The sequence below is a fragment of the Bradyrhizobium sp. genome (genome assembly GCF_036009065.1).
GTDB lineage: Bacteria > Pseudomonadota > Alphaproteobacteria > Rhizobiales > Xanthobacteraceae > Bradyrhizobium.
This window is the reverse complement of record NZ_DASYMN010000307.1, coordinates 1-18,238: the sequence shown is the minus strand read 5'-3', so window position 1 is coordinate 18,238 and position 18,238 is coordinate 1. Positions and strand designations below refer to the sequence as shown.

At 62.7% G+C, this 18,238-nt stretch carries 18 protein-coding genes; 10 read left to right on the top strand and 8 right to left on the bottom strand.

Features of this window, described 5'->3' with window-relative positions; all coding sequences use genetic code 11:
• Positions 1-11: 11 nt before the first annotated feature.
• On the top strand, positions 12-614 hold the full coding sequence (locus VGP39_RS18810) for a TetR/AcrR family transcriptional regulator (RefSeq protein WP_327569607.1): 603 nt from the start codon (positions 12-14) through the stop codon (positions 612-614).
• 106 nt (positions 615-720) lie between these two features.
• Positions 721-1,353, top strand: coding sequence for a flavin reductase family protein (locus tag VGP39_RS18805; protein WP_327569606.1), 633 nt, complete (start codon positions 721-723; stop codon positions 1,351-1,353).
• Positions 1,354-1,410: 57 nt separating this feature from the next.
• On the opposite strand, the gene VGP39_RS18800 is transcribed toward VGP39_RS18805, so the two are convergent.
• Positions 1,411-1,665 carry a nucleotidyltransferase domain-containing protein gene (locus tag VGP39_RS18800; protein ID WP_327569605.1) on the bottom strand — a complete coding sequence of 85 codons (255 nt, stop codon included), beginning with the start codon at positions 1,663-1,665 and terminating at the stop codon, positions 1,411-1,413.
• A gap of 276 nt (positions 1,666-1,941) precedes the next feature.
• On the opposite strand from VGP39_RS18800, the gene VGP39_RS18795 reads away from it, so the two are divergent.
• The 8 genes from VGP39_RS18795 (at position 1,942) to VGP39_RS18760 (ending at position 10,943) form a co-directional block, all read left to right on the top strand.
• A complete protein-coding gene (locus VGP39_RS18795) occupies positions 1,942-2,769 on the top strand; it encodes a DeoR/GlpR family DNA-binding transcription regulator (protein WP_327569604.1) in 828 nt (275 codons plus the stop codon).
• 294 nt (positions 2,770-3,063) lie between these two features.
• A complete protein-coding gene (gene glpD, locus VGP39_RS18790; RefSeq protein ID WP_327569603.1) occupies positions 3,064-4,620 on the top strand; it encodes a glycerol-3-phosphate dehydrogenase in 1,557 nt (518 codons plus the stop codon).
• Complete coding sequence (locus VGP39_RS18785; RefSeq protein WP_327569602.1) at positions 4,617-5,696, top strand: ABC transporter ATP-binding protein; 1,080 nt, start codon at positions 4,617-4,619, stop codon at positions 5,694-5,696. The genes glpD and VGP39_RS18785 overlap by 4 nt, the downstream gene beginning before the upstream one ends.
• 12 nt (positions 5,697-5,708) lie before the next feature.
• Positions 5,709-6,794 (top strand): ABC transporter ATP-binding protein, encoded by a 1,086-nt coding sequence (locus tag VGP39_RS18780; RefSeq protein WP_327569601.1) that lies wholly within the window; start codon positions 5,709-5,711, stop codon positions 6,792-6,794.
• A complete protein-coding gene (locus VGP39_RS18775) occupies positions 6,794-7,693 on the top strand; it encodes a sugar ABC transporter permease (RefSeq protein WP_327569600.1) in 900 nt (299 codons plus the stop codon). The genes VGP39_RS18780 and VGP39_RS18775 overlap by 1 nt, the downstream gene beginning before the upstream one ends.
• The gene (locus VGP39_RS18770; protein ID WP_327569629.1) at positions 7,693-8,499 is read left to right on the top strand and encodes a carbohydrate ABC transporter permease; all 807 of its coding nucleotides are present in this window, start codon (positions 7,693-7,695) and stop codon (positions 8,497-8,499) included. The genes VGP39_RS18775 and VGP39_RS18770 overlap by 1 nt, the downstream gene beginning before the upstream one ends.
• Positions 8,500-8,761: 262 nt before the next feature.
• Positions 8,762-9,088 carry a DUF2160 domain-containing protein gene (locus VGP39_RS18765; protein ID WP_327569599.1) on the top strand — a complete coding sequence of 109 codons (327 nt, stop codon included), beginning with the start codon at positions 8,762-8,764 and terminating at the stop codon, positions 9,086-9,088.
• Between the two features lie 115 nt (positions 9,089-9,203).
• Positions 9,204-10,943 carry an ABC transporter substrate-binding protein gene (locus tag VGP39_RS18760; protein ID WP_414644726.1) on the top strand — a complete coding sequence of 580 codons (1,740 nt, stop codon included), beginning with the start codon at positions 9,204-9,206 and terminating at the stop codon, positions 10,941-10,943.
• Positions 10,944-11,131: 188 nt separating this feature from the next.
• Here VGP39_RS18760 and VGP39_RS18755 read toward each other — a convergent pair whose 3' ends face one another.
• The 7 genes from VGP39_RS18755 to VGP39_RS18725 all read right to left on the bottom strand — a co-directional run bounded on the left by VGP39_RS18755 (position 11,132) and on the right by VGP39_RS18725 (position 17,986).
• Positions 11,132-12,235 (bottom strand): alkene reductase, encoded by a 1,104-nt coding sequence (locus VGP39_RS18755; protein ID WP_327569597.1) that lies wholly within the window; start codon positions 12,233-12,235, stop codon positions 11,132-11,134.
• A gap of 310 nt (positions 12,236-12,545) precedes the next feature.
• A complete protein-coding gene (locus VGP39_RS18750; RefSeq protein WP_327569596.1) occupies positions 12,546-13,049 on the bottom strand; it encodes a DUF1993 domain-containing protein in 504 nt (167 codons plus the stop codon).
• A gap of 34 nt (positions 13,050-13,083) precedes the next feature.
• A complete protein-coding gene (locus VGP39_RS18745; protein WP_327569595.1) occupies positions 13,084-14,154 on the bottom strand; it encodes a branched-chain amino acid ABC transporter permease in 1,071 nt (356 codons plus the stop codon).
• Positions 14,151-15,161, bottom strand: a complete 1,011-nt coding sequence (locus VGP39_RS18740; RefSeq protein WP_327569594.1) for a branched-chain amino acid ABC transporter permease — start codon at positions 15,159-15,161, stop codon at positions 14,151-14,153. Before VGP39_RS18740 ends, VGP39_RS18745 begins: the two co-directional genes overlap by 4 nt.
• Positions 15,158-15,880 (bottom strand): ABC transporter ATP-binding protein, encoded by a 723-nt coding sequence (locus tag VGP39_RS18735; RefSeq protein ID WP_327569593.1) that lies wholly within the window; start codon positions 15,878-15,880, stop codon positions 15,158-15,160. The genes VGP39_RS18740 and VGP39_RS18735 overlap by 4 nt, the downstream gene beginning before the upstream one ends.
• Positions 15,877-16,644 (bottom strand): ABC transporter ATP-binding protein, encoded by a 768-nt coding sequence (locus tag VGP39_RS18730; RefSeq protein WP_327569592.1) that lies wholly within the window; start codon positions 16,642-16,644, stop codon positions 15,877-15,879. The genes VGP39_RS18735 and VGP39_RS18730 overlap by 4 nt, the downstream gene beginning before the upstream one ends.
• 160 nt (positions 16,645-16,804) lie before the next feature.
• Complete coding sequence (locus tag VGP39_RS18725; protein WP_327569591.1) at positions 16,805-17,986, bottom strand: substrate-binding domain-containing protein; 1,182 nt, start codon at positions 17,984-17,986, stop codon at positions 16,805-16,807.
• Positions 17,987-18,238 lie beyond the last annotated feature (252 nt).

Below are 18,238 nucleotides of genomic sequence, written 5' to 3'. Positions count from 1 at the left end.
TAAGTACTGACATGACGATGGTCGCCGACAATAACGAAGCTGGCACGCGAGCGCGGATTCTCGTGGTGGCGGAGCGTTTGTTCCGCGAAATCGGCTACCAGAAGACCACCGTCGCCGACATCGCCAAAGTGCTGCGGATGAGCCCGGCCAACGTCTATCGCTTCTTCGATTCCAAGAAGGCGATCCATGAAGGCGTGGCGCGCGGCCTGATGGGCGAAGTCGAGGACGCGGCGCAGGCGATTGCGTCGGGGCCTGGGCCGGCGGCGGACCGTTTGCGCGAACTCATGACCACGATCCATCGCATGAATTCCGAGCGCTATGTCGGCAATTCCAAGCTGCACGAGATGGTCGAAATCGCGATGCAGGAAAGCTGGCAGGTCTGCGTCGCGCATATGGAGCAGATCACCGGCACCATTGCCGAAGTGATTGCTTCGGGCGCGGCGTCCGGTGAATTCGAAGCGCCCGACGTGCCGCTGGCGGCGATGTGCGCCTGCACCGCGATGATGCGGTTCTTCCATCCGCAGATGATCGCGCAATGCGTCGACAAGCCGGGCCCGTCGATCGACCAGATGATCGATTTTATCCTCGCCGGTCTGGCGCCGAAGAATAAGTAGTTCGTCATTGCGAGCGCAGCGAAGCAATCCAGAGGGCCACAAGCAAGACTGGATTGCTTCGTCGCTTCGCTCCTCGCAATGACGCAAATCAAGAAGGACAAACCGCGTGGACGCCTCAAGCCCGAAGGACCTGCATTTTTACGAGCCGAAAAACGGCCATGGCCTGCGGCACGATCCCTTCAACGCAATCATCGCACCGCGGCCGATAGGCTGGATTTCCTCGCGCGATGCCAAGGGCCATGTCAATCTCGCGCCCTACAGCTTCTTCAACGGTTTCAACTATCATCCGCCGATCATCGGCTTTTCCTCGACCTCCTGGAAGGACAGCGTCGTCAACGTCCAGGAGACCGGCGAGTTCGTCTGGAATCTCGCGACCATGGATCTCGCGCAGCAGATGAACGCCACCGCCGCCCATGTCCCGCACGATGTCAGCGAGTTCACCATCGCCGGCCTCACCGCGGTGCCGGGCAGGCTGGTCAATGTGCCGCGCGTCGCGGAAAGCCCGGTCTCGTTCGAATGCAAGCTGACCCAGATCATCCAGCTGCAAGGCGCCGACGGCAACAAGGCGCAGGCCTGGCTGACGCTGGGCGAGGTGGTCGCCGTCCATATCGACAAGGCTTTTATCAAGGACGGCGTCTACCAGACCGCGCTGGCTCGCCCGATCGTGCGCGGCGGCCGCAAGGGCGATTATTTCGTGATCAATCCGGACGCCATGTTCGAGATGGTGCGGCCGGATTAATTCCCCACTCGTCATTGCCGGGCTTGACCCGGCAATCCATCTTCTTCGAAATGATTGTTACGAAGATTGATGGATGCGCGGGTCAAGCCCGCGCATGAAAGCATAGAACGTATCGCGCGCGGCCGGCGCGCGCAGATGAGGCTTGAGCGCGTCCCGGTCAATCACGTCAACGGGACCGTTGAACAGGCTGGCGATGAATTCTTTCGGCCGCACATATTCGTAGATCGTCCCTTCGGCGCCGGGCTCGAATTCCACCAGAATATCGATGTCGCTGTCGGAGCGATCATCGCCCCGCGCGATCGAACCGAACACCGCCGCGCGGCGGATTCCCCGCCCGCAAGGCGGGCTCGGCTGCCTTCAGTTTGGCTATATCAAAAATCGGCATTGCATTCCAGCATCGGCGTTTTGCCCCCGTCCCGTGGCGAGGTGCGCCGCATTGATACTGCCTGGCGAGTCAACCGGGAGTCTGGTTTCTTCGGCAGGCAAGTCTAACTCGTCGGATCTGATGGTTAACCAGGACCAATCTGCCTCGTTGACCTTCCCGCCGAACCGCAGCACCATATGGCCCGTTTTGCGTGAGGTGCCGCCATGCCGGGCTTGAGCCATCGCCAATCCGAGATTCTCAACCTCGCCCGCGCCTTCGGCCGGGTTATGGTCGAGGATCTTGCAAAGCGGTTCGAGGTGTCGGCGCAGACCATCCGCAAGGACCTCAACGACCTCGTCGACCATCGTTCGCTGACGCGGATTCACGGCGGCGCCATCATCGCGTCCGGGGTGGAAAACCTCGCTTACGAGGCCCGCCGCTTCGTCGCCGCCGACGAGAAGAAGGCGATCGGGGCCGCCGCGGCGGCGCAGATTCCCAATGGCTGCTCGCTGTTCATCAATATCGGCACCACCACCGAAGAGGTCGCCGGCGCGCTGACCTCGCATGAAGACCTGCTGGTCATCACCAACAACCTCAACGTCGCGATGCTGCTGTACCGGCATCCGCGCATCGAGGTGATCGTCGCCGGCGGCACCGTGCGCCGCGCCGATGGCGCCCTGATCGGCTCCACCGCGGTCAGCCTGATCGGCCAGTTCAAGGTCGATTACGCCATCATCGGCGCCTCGGCGATCGACGAGGAAGGCGCGCTCCTGGACTTCGATTACCGCGAAGTGCAGGCGGCGCAGGCCATCATCGCCAATGCCCGCAGCGTCATGCTGGTCGCCGATTCCACCAAGATGCGGCGGACCGCCCCGGTCCGCATCGCCCACATGAGTCAGATCCAGACCTTCGTCACCGACGCGCCCTTGCCGGCGGGGCTGGCGAACATCTGCCACACCCGCGGCATCGCGGTGATCGAAGCCATGCCCAAGGCCGACGAGACCGACGAAGCAGACGCAGAATCGACCGTCACCCCGCTCCGGGCCCGATAGTCTGCCCTCGTGTCCCGGGCGCGATGCAGCGTTCTTCACGCTGCTTCGCAGAACCGGGACCCCACCCACAAATCCCCGCCTTTGGGCCCCGGCTCTGCAGCGCACCGCTTCGCAAGAGCTACTGCGTCCGGGGCACGAAAGCGATCTCCTGCTGTTCCACCCTTTAGATTGCTTTCGCTTTTGGTTGTGCTTTAATCCAAAAACGAAAGCTAGTCGCTGAATCTGAAGATCAGTGAGCAGCCGCGAGCTTCCTGCCGGGATTGTGCGCGACAAAAAGCATGAGGGGGAGCGTCCTTGGGTCAGGTTTTCGACCTCGCGATCATTGGCGGCGGCGTCAATGGCTGCGGCATCGCCCGCGATGCGGCCGGCCGGGGAAGCTCTGTTTTCCTTTGTGAAATGAATGACTTAGCGAGCGGCACCTCGTCGTGGTCGACCAAGCTCGTGCACGGCGGCCTGCGCTATCTCGAATATTACGAGTTCCGGCTGGTCCGCGAGGCGCTGATCGAGCGCGAAATTCTCTGGCAGATCGCACCGCACATCATCCGGCCGCTGCGATTCGTGCTGCCGCACCATGCGGGGTTGCGGCCGGCATGGCTGCTGCGGCTGGGTCTGGCCATGTACGACTATATCGGTGGCCGAAAGCTGCTGCCGCCGACGCGCACGCTCGATCTGGTCCGCGATGAGGTCGGGCAGCCGCTGGTCCCCGGCCGCTACACCAAGGGTTTTGAATATTCCGACTGTTTTGTCGACGATGCCCGGCTTGTTGTGCTGACCGCGCGCGACGCCGCCAATCGCGGCGCCGTCATCCGCACCCGCACCCGCGCGGTTCAGATCCGCCAGGCCGACGGAATTTGGCACGTCACGGTCGAGGACAAATCAAGCGGCGAGCGCTCGACCATCTCGGCCCGCGCCCTGGTCAACGCCGGCGGGCCGTGGGTTGAGCAGGTGCTGTCGTTCGGCGCGGGCGTCAACCCCCGGGCAAAGGTGCGGCTGGTGCAGGGCTCCCACATCGTGGTGCGAAAACTCTACGACCACGACCGCGCCTACATGTTCCAGAACAGCGACGGCCGCATCGTGTTCGTGATTCCGTATCAGGACGATTTTACGCTGATCGGCACCACCGACCGCGACTATGACGGCGATCCTGCGCAAGTGAAGGCAACGCCCGAGGAAATAAAATACTTGTGCGATTCCGTCAGCGAATATCTCGCAAAACCCGTGAAGCCCGCGGACGTGGTGTGGACCTATGCCGGCGTGCGTCCGCTCTATGACGACGGCGCCAGCGAAGCCAAGGCCGCCACGCGCGATTATGTATTCGAGCTCGACACCGCCGGCGGCGCGCCGCTGCTGTCGATCTATGGCGGCAAGATCACCACCTATCGCCGCCTCGCCGAGGAGGCGCTGGAACGGCTGTCGCCGTACTTATGCAGCGCCAGGGAAAACGAAAAGGCCCGCGAAGGCTGGACCGCCAAATCGCCGTTGCCCGGCGGCGATCTCGACGTCTCGGCGATCGCGGCGCTGACCGCTGAACTGCGGCGGCAATATCCATTCCTTGTCCCGGCGCATGCACGCCGTCTCGCGCACGCCTACGGCACCCGAGCCAGCAAGGTTTTGGGCAATGCGAAATCGTTTGCGGATCTCGGCCAATCCTTCGGCGCGACATTGACGGAGAGCGAAGTCAGGTACCTGATGGCCAACGAATGGGCCTGCACGGCCGATGACATCGTGTGGCGGCGGTCCAAACTGGGACTGCGGCTATCGGCCGCCGAAATCGCTGCTATCGACGACTGGATATCGGCGCATCATGACCCCACCGAACGTCCCTTAAGGGAAGCGGGAGGGCGGACATGAGCGTGACGCTCGACCATGTCATCCGCGCGGTCGACGGCATCCCGACCATTCGCGACGTCTCCTTGACGCTCGACCGCGGCACGCTGAGCGTGCTGCTGGGGCCGACGCTGTCCGGCAAGACCTCGATCATGCGGCTGCTCGCCGGCCTCGACAAGCCGACATCAGGCCGCGTTGTCGTCGATGGCAAGGATGTCACCGGCGTCGACGTGCGCAAACGCTCGGTGGCGATGGTGTACCAGCAGTTCATCAATTATCCCTCGCTCAGCGTCTATGAAAACATCGCCTCGCCGCTCCGCGTCCAAGGCAAGCCGCGCGCCGAAATCGAGAACCGGGTGCAGGAGGCCGCAAGACTGCTGAAGCTGGAGCCGTATCTGAACCGTACGCCGCTACAATTGTCGGGCGGACAGCAGCAGCGCACCGCGATCGCGCGCGCGCTGGTGAAGGGCGCCGACCTGGTGCTGCTGGACGAGCCGCTCGCCAACCTCGATTACAAGCTGCGCGAGGAACTGCGCACCGAACTGCCGCGCATCTTCGAGGCGTCAGGGGCGATCTTCGTCTATGCCACGACCGAGCCTTCCGAAGCGCTGCTGCTCGGCGGCCGCACCATCTGCATGTGGCAAGGCGAGATACTGCAGGCCGGCGAGACCTCAAAGGTCTATCGCCATCCCGATACGCTGCGCGTGGCGCAGGTGTTTTCCGATCCGCCGCTCAACATCGTTGGAATCCAAAAGAAGAACGGCTCGGTGCAATACGCCGGCGGCGTGCAGGCGCCCGCCAGCGGGCTCTACTCAAGACTTGGCGACGGCGCCTACCGCGTCGGTTTTCGCGCGCACCAACTGGAAGTCGCCAATGGGATCGCCGACCGTCACGCGTTTTCCGCCACCGTGACGGTGACGGAAATCACCGGCTCGGAAAGTTTCGTGCACCTGAAGCGCGACGACCAGAACTGGGTCGCGGTGCTGCAGGGTGTCCATGAATTCGCGCCGGGCGACACACTGGATGCGGTGCTGAACCCGAACGATCTGTTCGTGTTCGACGCGGCCGGCCGCTTGGTCGCCGCGCCCGGTTCGATGTGAGGGAGATGCCGCATGGCCCGCATTGAACTCGTCGATCTCGCGCACTCCTACGGCGGCAATGCCGCCGATCCGGATTGCTGGGCGCTGAAACCGATCTCGATGACCTGGCGGCAGGGTGGCGCCTATGCGCTGCTCGGGCCAAGCGGCTGCGGCAAGACCACGCTGCTCAACCTGATCTCGGGGATCGTGACGCCGTCGCGCGGCAAAATCCTGTTCGACGGCAAGGACATCACACTGCTGTCAACCCAGAAGCGCAATATCGCGCAGGTGTTCCAGTTTCCGGTGATCTACGACACCATGACGGTCGGACAAAACCTCGCGTTCCCGCTGCAGAACCGCGGCGTGCCGAAAGCTGAGATCGATGCGCGGGTCGCGGAGATCGCCCGGCTGCTCGATCTCACCCCGTATCTTAATCGCAAGGCGACGCGGCTGACGGCGGACGCCAAGCAGAAGATCTCGCTCGGCCGCGGCCTGGTGCGGTCCGACGTCGCCGCGGTGCTGTTCGACGAGCCGCTCACCGTGATCGATCCCGAGTTGAAATGGCAGTTGCGTTCCAAGCTCAAGGCGCTGCATCGCGAACTCGACCTCACCATGATCTACGTCACCCATGACCAGACCGAGGCGCTGACCTTCGCCGACACCGTGGTGGTGATGCATGACGGCCGCGTGGTGCAGAGCGGCACGCCGGCGGAACTGTTCGACAAGCCTGCGCACACCTTCGTCGGCTATTTCATCGGCTCGCCCGGCATGAACATCGTGCCGGCGGAAGTGGCGGGACGACAAGCGCGGATCAGCGGCCATCGGATCGCGCTGAACCGCAGCTACGATCGCTTGCCGCCGGGTGCGAAGGTCGAGATCGGCGTGCGCCCGGAATTCGTAACCGTTGAGCCGCCAACGCCAGAGTTGCTGACCGCCAATATCGAGAGGATTGACGACCTCGGCCGTGTGCAATTTGCGCGGGTGCGGATCGGCGACGTCAAATTCAATGCAAGGGTGCCGCCGGGATTTTCGATTCCAGACCGGCAGGCGGGGCTGAGATTCGATCCGTCGCGCGTGCACGTTTATGCCGACAGCCGTCTGGTCGAGGGGGCCGCCTGATGGACAAGACCATCAACCAAAAGGCCTGGTTCCTGGTGCTGCCGGTGTTCTTGATCGTGGCGTTTTCCGCGATCCTGCCGCTGATGACGGTGGTGAACTATTCGATGCAGGACACGTTCGGCAACAACCAGTTCTTTTGGAATGGCGTCGGCTGGTTCAAGGAACTGCTCGATCCTTCCACCGATCTTGGCGGACGGTTTCTCGCCTCGCTGTTGCGGAACCTCGCTTTCTCCGCGATCATTCTGGCGATCGAGGTGCCGCTCGGCATCGTGGTGGCGCTGTCGATGCCCCGCGAGGGCTGGCGCGTCGCGGCCTGCCTGGTGATCCTGGCGCTGCCGCTGCTCATTCCATGGAACGTGGTCGGCACCATCTGGCAGATCTTTGGGCGACCCGATATCGGGCTGATGGGTTATGTGCTGAACGGTCTCGGCATGAACTACAATTACGTCTCCAACGATTTCGACGCCTGGGCCACCGTGGTCGTGATGGACGTCTGGCACTGGACCAGCCTGGTCGCGCTGCTCTGCTACGCGGGCCTCAAGTCGATTCCCGATGCCTATTATCAGGCAGCGCAAATCGACGGCGCGTCGCGCTGGGCGGTATTCCGCGCCATCCAGCTGCCGAAAATGAACCGCGTGCTGCTGATCGCGGTGCTGCTGCGCTTCATGGACTCATTCATGATCTACACCGAGCCGTTCGTGGTGACCGGCGGCGGCCCCGGCAATTCGACGACGTTCGTTTCCATCGAACTGGTCAAGATCGCGCTCGGGCAGTTCGACCTCGGCAAGGCCGCGGCGCTGTCGATCGTCTACAACCTGATCATCATCATCGTGTGCTGGATATTCTACACCGTCATGACCAATGTCGGCGTCGAACGCCCGGAAAAGGCAGCCGCATGATGCATTCAATCCCGGGCCGCCGCGTGATTCTTTCGTTGTTTTTGATCTTCCTGCTGCTGCCGATCTACTGGCTGGTCAACATGAGCTTCAAGACCAACACCGAAATCGTTACCACCATGACGCTGTGGCCGCATCAGCCGACGCTCGCCAACTACGTGCGCATCTTCACCGACGAGAGCTGGTATTCCGGCTACATCAACTCGCTGAAATACGTGCTGATCAATACGGTGATCTCGATCTCCTTCGCGCTGCCCGCGGCCTACGCATTCTCGCGCTATCGTTTCCTCGGCGACAAGCACCTGTTCTTCTGGCTGCTGTCGAACCGGATGGCGCCGCCGGCGGTGTTTGCGCTGCCGTTCTTCAACCTGTATTCGGCGCTCAATTTGTTCGACACGCCGTGGGCGGTCGCATTGGCGCATTGCCTGTTCAACGTGCCGCTGGCGGTATGGATCCTCGAAGGCTTTGTCTCCAGCGTGCCGCGGGAGATCGACGAGACCGCGTTCCTCGACGGCTACTCGTTCCCGAAATTCTTTGTCAAGATACTGGTGCCGCTGATCGCCAGCGGCATCGGCGTCGCGGCGTTCTTCTGCTTCATGTTCTCCTGGGTCGAATTGCTGCTGGCGCGCACGCTGACATCCGTCAACGCCAAACCGATTTCGGCTGTCATGACCCGCACCGTGTCGGCGGCCGGCGTTGACTGGGGCCTGCTGGCGGCCGCCGGCGTGCTCACCATCATCCCCGGCGCGCTGGTGATCTGGTTCGTCCGCAACTACATCGCGCGCGGTTTTGCGCTGGGCCGGGTGTGAGGGAGGGCTTGATGAAAGCAAATCGCTGCTCCGCACTCTGCCTCACCTCTCCCCGTCGGGGAGAGGTCGGATTTGGCGCGAAGCGGCAAATCCGGGTGAGGGGAGACGCGTCTATCGATAGTCCGTACCCCCTCACCCCAACCCTCTCCCAATCAAAGTCGGATCTATCCGACTTTGATCTTAAAAAAATGCCAACTCGGGTAAACCCGAGTTGGATGGAGAGGGGGCGCGCCTCGCATCGTTGCGGCGTGGAGGAATAGCCATGGAAAACATCGCATGGATGGCCTGGACGCTGCCGACCGCGATCTTCTTCGCGCTGCTCGCGATGACGCTCGGCGTCATGACCTGGCTTGCGGTCGCCTATCCCGAAGCGGAGCGCGTCGGAATTTTGCGCATCCCGACCACGCGCGGCGACCGCCTCTTCATTTCGCTGATCACGACGGCCGTGATCCATCTGCTGTGGATCGCCTTTTTTGGCACCGAACCGATCGCGACGCTGCCGATCGGGGAGGGCGTTGAAATTTCGAGCCTGTGGCTCGCAACCCTGATTTCGCTTGCTTCAGCCGTGGCGATTTTTCGCGCCGTCTGACGAGGCGAAAGAGCAGATCCGGGATCAACCCGGGCCTGAGACTTGATTTTTGTCGCTGTAACCGGAGGAACCAAAAATGCGACGCTTGAGGAGAAGTAAGGATAGTCTTCTGACTATGACCAGCGCTGCGGCGCTGATCGCGGCTTCCGTCACACTCACCGCGCCGGCCCGTGCCGACGATGCAACCTCGCAAAGGTGGATCGACAGCGAATTCCAGCCGTCGACCCTTTCCAAGGCCGACCAGTTGAAGGAACTGCAGTGGTTCGAAAAGGCCGCCGCACCCTTCAAGGGCATGGACATCAACATCGTGTCGGAAACCATCACGACACATGAATACGAGTCCAAGACGCTCGCCAAGGCCTTCACCGAAATCACCGGCATCAAGATCAAGCACGACTTGATCCAGGAAGGTGACGTGGTCGAAAAGCTGCAAACCCAGATGCAGTCCGGCAAGAACGTGTATGACGGCTGGATCAACGATAGCGATCTGATCGGCACGCATTCGCGCTATAACCAGACCGTGATCCTGTCGGACTATATGACAGGCGAGGGCAAGGACGTCACCAACCCCGGCCTCGACGTCAACGACTTCATCGGAAAGTCCTTCACCACGGGCCCGGACGGCAAGCTCTATCAGCTTCCCGACCAGCAGTTCGCCAACCTCTATTGGTTCCGCTACGACTGGTTCTCCAATCCGGAGTACAAGGCCAAGTTCAAGGCCAAGTATGGCTACGATCTCGGCGTTCCCGTGAACTGGTCGGCCTATGAGGACATCGCCGAGTTCTTCACCAACGACATCAAGGAGATTGGCGGCGTCCGCGTCTATGGCCACATGGACTATGGCAAGAAGGACCCCTCGCTGGGCTGGCGGTTCACCGACGCGTGGCTGTCGATGGCGGGCAATGGCGACAAGGGCATCCCGAACGGCAAGCCCGTCGACGAATGGGGCATCCGCATGGAGGGCTGCCGGCCGGTCGGCTCATCGGTCGAGCGCGGCGGCGATACCAACGGTCCCGCGGCGGTCTACTCGATCGCCAAATATCTCGACTGGATGAAGAAGTATGCCCCGCCGCAGTCGCAAGGCATGACCTTCTCCGAAGCAGGTCCGGTGCCGGCGCAAGGCGCGATCGCCCAGCAGATCTTCTGGTACACCGCCTTCACCGCCGACATGGTGAAGCCCGGCATTCCGGTGGTGAACGCGGACGGCACGCCGAAATGGCGCATGGCGCCGTCGCCGCACGGATCGTACTGGAAGGAGGGCATGAAGCTCGGCTACCAGGACGCCGGCTCCGCGACGCTGCTGAAATCGACCCCGGCGGACCGCCGCAAGGCGGCCTGGCTCTATCTGCAGTTCATCGTCTCCAAGACGGTGTCGTTGAAGAAGAGCCATGTCGGTCTCACCTTCGTGCGTGAATCCGACATCTGGGACAAGTCGTTCACCGAGCGCGCGCCGAAACTCGGCGGCCTGATCGAGTTCTACCGCTCGCCGGCGCGCGTGCAGTGGACCCCGACCGGCAACAACGTGCCGGATTATCCGAAACTGGCGCAACTGTGGTGGCAGAACATCGGCGATGCGTCGTCCGGTTCGAAGACGCCCCAGGCCGCGATGGACGCACTCGCGGCCGCGCAGGATTCGGTGCTCGAGCGTCTGGAGAAATCCGGCGTGCAGGGCGCCTGCGGTCCAAAGATGAACAAGAAGGAGAAGCCGGAGTACTGGTTCGCCAAGTCGGAGAAGGACGGCAACATCGCGCCGCAGCGCAAGCTGGCGAACGAGAAGCCGAAGGGCGAAACCGTCGACTACGATGCGCTGATCAAGTCGTGGCCGGCCACCCCGCCGAAGCGGGCGTCGAACTGAGGCAGTAGCGCCAACAATAACAAAGGCCGGGAGCGATCCCGGCTTTTTTTATTTCGCGACATGCGACCCCGTCATCCTGAGGAGCGCGCTCTTGCGCGCGTCTCGAAGGATGGGCCGCATGCACATCGCCTCCATCCTTCGAGACGCCGCGCAAGATGCGCGGCTCCTCAGGATGACGACGTCGCTTGTTACTGCGCCGCCTGGAGAGAATCGCCGAGCGCCGGATAATCGGTATATCCCTTGGCGCCGCCGCCGTAGAACGTCGCCTTGTCGGGCGCGTTGAGCGGGGCGCCGCGCTTCAACCTTTCGACCAGATCGGGATTGGCGAGGAACGGCTTTCCGAATGCGATCAGGTCGGCTTCGTTCGCCGCCAGCACCTTGTTCGCCAGATCGAAATCATAACCGTTGTTGGCGATGTAAGTGCCCTTGAACCGCTTGCGCAAGGAGCCGTAGTCGAATGGCGCGATGTCGCGCGGGCCGCCGGTTGCGCCCTCGACGACATGGATGTAGACAAGCTTCAGCGCGCCCAGCTGATCGACGATATAATCGTACAGCGATTGCGGATTGCTGTCGGAGATATCGTTGGCCGGCGTTACCGGTGAAATACGAATGCCGGTCCGCTCAGGTCCTGCTTCCGCCGCCACCGCTTTTGCCACTTCAAGCATCAGCCTTGCGCGGTTCTCGATCGATCCGCCGTAGGCATCGGTGCGTTTGTTGGTGCCGTCCTTGGCGAACTGTTCCAGCAGATAGCCGTTGGCGCCGTGCACTTCGACGCCGTCGAAACCCGCCGCCAGCGCATTGGCCGCGCCCTTCCTGAAACTCTCGATGATGCCGGGAATCTCCTCAAGCGTCAGCGCGCGTGGCTCGGACACGTCGGCAAAGGTGCCGCCGACGAAGGTCTTGCCCTTGGCGCGGATCGCCGATGGCGCGACCGGCGCCTGATTGTTCTCCTGAAGGCTGACATGCGAAATACGCCCCACATGCCAGAGCTGAAGAAAGATGCGGCCGCCGCGCTCATGGACGCGGTCCGTCACCTTGCGCCAGCCCGCAACCTGCTGCTTCGAATAGATGCCGGGCGTATCCTGATAACCCTGGCCCTGTTGTGAAACCTGGGTTGCCTCGCTCACCAACAGGCCTGCGGAGGCGCGCTGGCCGTAATATTCGACCGCCAATGGATTGGGCACCAGGCCGGCCAGCGCGCGGTTGCGGGTCAGCGGCGCCATCACCAGGCGGTTGGGAAGCGTGAGGGGCCCAAGCTTGGTGGGCTCGAACAGTTTGGTCGCAGTGCTCATGTGTTGGTTTTCCGAAATATGGCGGGTGATTTCGAGGTGGGATGTCTGCTCATGAAAGGCAATGCCTCAAGCCATTCGACTTTTGACGACTTGCTCCCGATCGCCGTCAAGAAATTGTGTATCGCGCGGAGACGGATGCAGCCTCACCTCTCCCCGGAGGGGAGAGGTCGCCTCGCATCGTTAGATGCGGGGCGGGTGAGGGGCCTCTCCGCGAGTCCGAATGCGTGGAGACACCCCTCACCCGAAGCCTTCGCTGCGCTCCGGCTTCGACCTCTCCCCTGCGGGGAGAGGTAAGGGAAGCTCCGCGACCTCAACTCACCCCGAGAAAATCCCGCTTCCCGATCTCGACGCCGTTGTGGCGCAGGATGCCGTGGGCGGTGGCGGCATGGAAGTAGAAATTCGGGAATGCGAAATGGCTGATGAACTGCTGGCCCTTCAGAGTCATGGTCTTGTCCGGGCCTGCAGGAAATTTGACGTCGCGGCCTTCCGCGCCGTCGAACTGCGCGGGCTTGAAACCTTTCACATAATCGATGGTCTTGGCCAGCCGCTGCTGCAACTCGGCAAAGGTCTTTTCGGTGTCGGGCGTCGACGGCACTTCGCTGTGCGTCACTCGCGCGCAGCCCTTCGTTGCAAAGTCTGACGCGAGCTGAATCTGCTTGCTCAGCGGCAGCATGTCCGGAAAAAGCCGCGCCGACAGCAGCACCTCGGGCTGGATATTTTTCGCCGCGCAATGCGCCTCGGCCTTGTTGAGAAGACCTGAGAGGCTATTGAGGATCTGCAGGAAAGCCGGAACGGTCGCGTCATAGAACGACATGTGATGCTCTTTTCATGGATGAGAAGCGAACACCCTATGTGGATTGGCGGGCGCCGGCGCGCAACCGGCCGACGACGCCGGCCGGGAAGAAATACACGCTGAAGATAAACAACAGGCCGAGCCACAACAGCCAGCGGTCCGGATGCAGCAGCCCCGGCAGCAGCGGCACTCCGGCCTGGGCGGCCAGCGTGGACGCGACGCTCATCAGCGCCTGCAGATAATTCTCCGCCAGAATGAAGATGGCCGCGCCGATGATCGCGCCGTACATCGTGCCCATGCCGCCGATCACCACCATCAGCAGGATATCCAGCATGATCTCAAAGCTCAGCGAAGTGCCGGGGCCGGCATAGCGCAGCCACAGCGCGTTCAGCGCGCCGGCGCTGGCGGCAACCAGCGCCGCGATGCAATTGGCGTAGGTCAGATGAAACACCGTGCGGTAGCCGAGCGCTTCGGCGCGAAACCTGTTCTCGCGCAGCGCCTGCAGCACCCGGCCGAACGGCGAGTTCACCACCCGCAGCAGGCCAAGGATCATCGCGGCGCATGCGACGAAGATGATGTAATAGGTCAGGATCCGCCCGTTGACGGCGAAACCGAACCAATCCTTCGGGATCAGGATGGTGCCCGGGCGCAGCAGTTCCGGCAGTTGAAAACTGCGGCCATCCTCGCCGCCGGTCAGCCACGACAATTGCGACGCCAGCACCAGAAACGCCGACGCCACCGCCAGCGTGATCATGGCAAAGAAGATCGCCTCGACCCGCAGCGAGAACAGGCCGATGCAAAGCGCCAGCAGCGCCGCCAGCGGCAAACCGATCGCTAAACCGGTGGCGACCGCGGCCCAGGTCGGTCCCATCGAATACAGCGCGATCGCAACGGCGTAGCTGCCGATGCCATAGAACATGGTGTGGGCGAACGACACCGAGCCGGTATAGCCGAGCAACAGATCGTAGGACGCCACCAGTGCCGCGAAGATGCAGATTTTTGTGGCGACATTCATCGCCTTGGCGCCGGGAAACACAAAGGGCGCCACCGCGAGCGCGGCAATGATGATTATCAACAGGATGCCGAGCGCCCGGCTGCGCGGCGGATCGCCGGAAAGGATCATCATCGGCTCGTCACCGCATAAAGCCCGCGCGGCCGCCACATCAGGACCGCGACCATCAGCAGTATGTTGGAGACCAGCGCCAGTTTCGGCACCAGGAAGCCGCCGTAATTCGCCACCATGGCGACCAGCAGCGCGCCGATGAAGCAGCCGCCGATCGAACCGAGCCCGCCGATGATCACGACGATGAACACCAGCACGGTGAGATCGTTGCCCATCGAGGCGTGCACCTGCTCGCGATACAGCGCCCACATGATGCCGCCGAGACCGGCGAGCGCCGAGCCTGTCATGAATACGCCGAGAAACAGCCGGCGGATGCGATAGCCGAGCGCCTCCACCATCTCGCGGTTCTCGACGCCGGCGCGGATCAAGAGGCCGATCTTGGTCCGGTTCAATACCAGCTGAATGCTCAAGAACACGACGAGGCCGACCAGCATCGCCAGCAGGCGGTATTTCGACATCGCGACGTCGCCGAGGATGAAGGAGCCGCGCAGCGACGTCGGCAGCGGCAGCGGGATGATCTGCGGTCCCCACAGCGCATACAGCGCCTGCTCGGCGACGATCAACCCGCCGGTGGTCATCAGGATTTGCTTGAGATGCTGGCCGTAGACGGGAAGGATCAGCACGCGCTCGAACAGAAGCCCGAGCGCGCCGGATACCGCCATTGCGGCGAGCGCCGCGGGCGCCAGCACCGCCAGATTCGTGAGCAGCGAGTCGGCCTGCACCCATGCCGCCAGCGGCAGCAGCACCAGCGTCGCGATATAGGCGCCGACGGCGATGAAGGCGCCGTGGCCGAAATTCAGCACGTCCATCAGGCCGAACACCAGCGTCAGCCCGGACGCCATGATGAAGATCATCATGCCCATCGCAAAACTTGCCACCGTCAGCGTCACCCATGAACTGCCCGACCCGATCAGCGGCGCCATCGCCAGCGCGAGAATCACGGGCAGCAGCACGGGAAGCAGATCCCGCTTCGGTTTCGGCAGCGCGTCCGATGCGGCAAGCTCCGTCACTGATGCGCCTCCAGGCTCAATCCAAGCAGGCGTTCCTGCAAGGCTGTATTGTTCGCCAGCGCCGTCATGTCGCCGCGGTGAATGATTTTTCCGTTGTCCATCACCAGCACCGTATCGCCGATCTGCTCTGCGACATGGAAATTCTGCTCGACCAGCAGGATGGTGGCGCCGCGGCGTTTTATTTCGGCAAAGCATTCGATCAGTGCCACGATGATTGCCGGCGCGAGGCCCTTGGTCGGCTCGTCGATCAGCAGCAGCTTGCGCGGCTCGACCACGGCGCGCGCGATCGACAGCATCTGTTTCTGCCCGCCGGACAACGAGCCCGCGCGCGACAGCCAGAACCGCTTCAGCGCTGGGAAGAATCCAAAGATCCATTCCAGCCTGTTATCGTCGAGCGGCCCATCGCGCGCGGCGAGGATCAGGTTTTCCTTCACCGTGAGGTCGGAGAACACCGCCATGCTTTCCGGCACGTAGCCGACGCCGAGCCGCGCGATATCCGGCGTCGCCTGTTGCTCGATGCGTTGCCCTGCAAGCGTGATCTGTCCCGACGATGCCGGCCACAGTCCCATGATGGTGCGCAGCGTCGTGGTCTTGCCGGCGCCATTGCGCCCGAGCAGCATCGTGGTCTCGCCTTTGGCGACGGCGAAATCGACGCCGTGCAGGATATGATAGCGCCCGATATGGGTGTGTACGCCGGACAGCGTCAGCAGATCGCTCATGCCGCGCTCTTTCCCGGTGCGATGCCCAGATAAGCTTCCTGCACGATCGGCGAGGCGATCACTTCCGCAGGCTTGCCGTCGGCGACAAGTTGGCCGTTGTGCAGCACGATAATGCGGTCGGCGAGCGAGCGCACCACGTCCATCTTGTGCTCGACCAGCAGGATGATCTTGCCGGTGTCCTGCTTCAATTTCGCGATCAGGTCGAGCACCACGGGCACTTCGTCGACGCTCATGCCCGCGGTCGGCTCGTCGAACATGAAGACTTTTGGCTCCAGCGCCATCATCAAGGCGACCTCGAGTTTGCGCTGGTCGCCGTGCGAGAGAACCGTCGCCGCCACATTGCGCCGGCCGCCGAGTGCGACGCTGTCCAGAATGACGTCGGCGCGCGCGATCAGGTCGCGGCGCGTCATCCATGGCCGCAGCATGTCGTAATGCACGCCGCTGGCCGCCTGCACCGCGAGGCGGACGTTTTCTTCCACGCTCAGATTCGGAAACAGATTGGTGAGCTGGAACGCGCGGCCGAGTCCGGCGCGGGTGCGCAGCGGCGCCGATAATTTTGTGATATCGGCGCCGCCGAACAGGATGCTGCCCGCGCTCGGGCGCAACTGTCCGGAGATCAGGTTGAAATAGGTGGTCTTGCCGGCGCCGTTGGGACCGACGATCGCGGTGAGTTCGCCCGGCCGAAACGCGCAAGAGACGCGGTTGACGGCGACATGGCCGCCGAAGCGGATGGTCAGGTCCCGGGTTTCGAGCGAGAGGGTCATGGGTGGCGACCTCGTGTCCCGGACGCGGTGCGGCATTCTTCATGCCGCTCCGCAGAGCCGGGACCCACACTTACTTTCTTTGCAACCATGGGCCCCGGCTCTGCAGCGCACCGCTCCGCAAGAGCTACGCGCTGCGCTGCGTCCGGGGCACGATTTAGACTCACCGCTTGTTGCGGATCGGGATGTTCATGTCCTCGATCTTGATCTCGCGGACCGGCTCGTTCACCGCCCAGGCGAGGTTCGGATCGACCTTGACCTTGAAGTGATACATGCTCTGCAGCGCCTGATGGTCCTCCTTGCGGAAGATCATCTTGCCCTTCGGCGTGTCGAACTCCATGCCTTCCATCGCGGCGATCAGCTTTTCGGTATCGGTGGATTTCGCTTTCGTCACCGCGGTGACTGCCGCCATCGCTGCAGCAAAACCGCCCGCGGTGAAGAAGTCCGGCGGCGCGTTGAAGCGCTTCTGGTGTTCGCTAACGAGCCAGTCGTTCACTGGATTCTTCGGGATGTCGTAATAGTAATAGGTGGCGCCTTCCATGCCGGGCAGCCGCTTGTAGGCGGCAAGCGCGGGCAGGATGTTGCCGCCGGTCGACAGCTCGATGCCGTAGCGCTTCGGATCCATGTCCTGCAGTTTGGTCAGGGGATCGCCGCCGCCGGCCCAGATCACCCAGATGATCTTGCGGCCCGGCTTGTCCTTGAGCGCATCGAACAGCCGCTGGCCGGCCGCGGTGAAGTCGGTGGTGGTGGTCGGCACGTATTCTTCGGCGGCGAGCGTCGCGCCGGTCTTCGCCAGCGCTTCCTTGAAGGCTGCGACGCCGTCGCGGCCGAAGGCATAGTCCTGGCCCAGCGTGGCGATGGTGACGCCCGGCTTGCCGATCGCCACCGCGTTGGAGATCGCGTCCTGCGACGAGTTGCGCCCGGTGCGGAAGATGTAGCGATTCCACTTCTCGCCGGTAATCTGGTCCGCAACCGCGGGTTCGACGATCAGGATTTTCTTGTTTTCCTCGGCTACCGGAAGGTCGGCCAGCGCGGCAGCTGACGACGTGCTGCCGATCGCGATGTCGACCTTGTCATCCTGATAGGCCTCTGCCAGAGCGGCTTTCGACAGGTCCGGCTTGCTCTGGTCGTCCTTGGTGATGACGACGATCTTGCGGCCATCGAGCATCATGGTGCCCTTGGTGGCGTATTCCAGTCCCATCCGCAGCCCGGTTTCGGTCTGCTTGGCATAGGCCTCGAGCGGACCGGTCTTGCCGTAAATCAAGGCAATCTTCAGATCGTCCGCGTTCGCAGCAGTGGCCGTCAGCGCGATGGCGGCGGCAGCAAGGATCGTAGTGTGACGCACGAAAAGTCCCTCCGGGGTTTTGTTGCAAAACCCTAGAGCACTTTTTCCGCTGGGTGGAAAGAGTATTAGCGAGGCACGCTGCGCATCCGATGGTCCAACTCCGTCATTCCGGGGCACGCGTTCGCGTGAACGCGGAATCCAGCAACGGGCTCGGTCACCTCTCCCCGCAGGGGAGAGGTCGAAGCCGTAGCGCAGCGCAGGCTTCGGGTGAGGGGTGTCTCTACGTGCTCGGATTCGTGGGTAGGCCCCACA